This is a genomic window from Oleiphilus sp. HI0132 (assembly GCF_001635845.1).
This window is the reverse complement of sequence record NZ_LWGJ01000129.1, coordinates 1-1,188: the sequence shown is the minus strand read 5'-3', so window position 1 is coordinate 1,188 and position 1,188 is coordinate 1. Positions and strand designations below refer to the sequence as shown.

2 protein-coding genes are annotated in these 1,188 nt (G+C 43.3%); both read left to right on the top strand.

The features are described from left to right. The first annotated feature begins 43 nt into the window (after window positions 1-43). Window positions 44-760 carry a serine/threonine-protein kinase gene (locus A3766_RS01670; RefSeq protein WP_068641533.1) on the top strand — a complete coding sequence of 239 codons (717 nt, stop codon included), beginning with the start codon at window positions 44-46 and terminating at the stop codon, window positions 758-760. Continuing rightward, window positions 712-1,188, top strand: a 477-nt coding sequence (locus tag A3766_RS01665; RefSeq protein WP_156508607.1) for an AAA family ATPase, incomplete at its 3' end; no start/stop codon positions are given. The genes A3766_RS01670 and A3766_RS01665, both read left to right, overlap by 49 nt.

The window sequence follows — 1,188 nt, the reverse complement described above, 5'->3', positions numbered from 1 at the left end:
ATGATTCTTTATCGCCTTGTATGGTGATGGAAGATATTCGGGCATGGACTTAAAACGTTATGCTGAAAGTCAAGACTCCCATCAATTGCCTGTTCCTCTATTCCTTGATATTGCTATTCAACTCGCTGATGCCTTGGATGCGATTCACCATGCTCAAGTAATTCATAAAGACTTGCATCCCGGAAATATCGTTCTGAATCCGGATACCGGAAGAGTACAAATTATCGATTTCGGTCTGGCCTCATTATTAACGCGCGAACAGCCAGCCATTATCGAGCCTGATAAGCTTGAAGGTATTTTAAGTTATATTTCTCCCGAGCAAACAGGGCGAATGAACCGTGCTATAGACTACCGAAGTGATATTTACACTCTGGGCGTAACTTTCTATAAACTTCTGACGGGAGACTTACCATTCGAAGCTGATGATGCTCTGGGTATAGTGTATGCCCACATGGCGACTCAACAGCAGAGCGCTTCGACTAAAAGGCCAGCTTTACCAGCAGCTATTTCATCAATTATTGATAAAATGATGATGAAAAATGCTGAAGATAGATACCAGAGCGCATTCGGTCTAAAGCATGATTTGCTGCATTGTCAGCGTTCAATTGTTAAAGATGGCACGGTAAATGATTTTTTGCTGCGACTAACGATGTATCTAGTCGCTTTTGCATACCTCAGACCTTATGTGGCCGAAATGAAGAGCTTGGCCTTTTGCTTGAAAGCTTTGATAAAGCGAAACAAGGTCGGCCCCAATTACTGACAGTTTGCGGTTACTCAGGGATCGGCAAGTCAGCATTGATTCACGAAGTGTACAAACCCATCGCAGCGAGCAATGGCGTCTTTATAAGCGGTAAGTTCGATCAATTCCAACAAAATACACCATACTCTGCGATTAAGGCAGCTCTGACAAACTGGCTAAAACAAGAACTAAGGTTACCTGAAGATCAGCTGCTTTCACTGCGTAAACGCTTAGGTGAAGCTTTGGGTAATAACGTCAGAGTGTTAATTGAATTCCTTCCGGAATTGGAACTGCTTTTCGGCAAACACGAGGCACCTTTGCTTCTTGGTGCACAAGAGACGCTTGCTCGTTTCGTGCTAGTTTTTCAGGCTTTCATTAAAACCATTACAGAAGATAAGCCCTGGGTTATCTTTATTGATGACATTCAATGGGCAGACCGCGGAACTTTG

Coding starts and splice junctions, on each gene's coding strand:
- A3766_RS01670 (WP_068641533.1), top strand. CDS start 44: ATGGACTTAAAACGTTATGCTGAAAGTCAAGACTCCCATCAATTGCCT.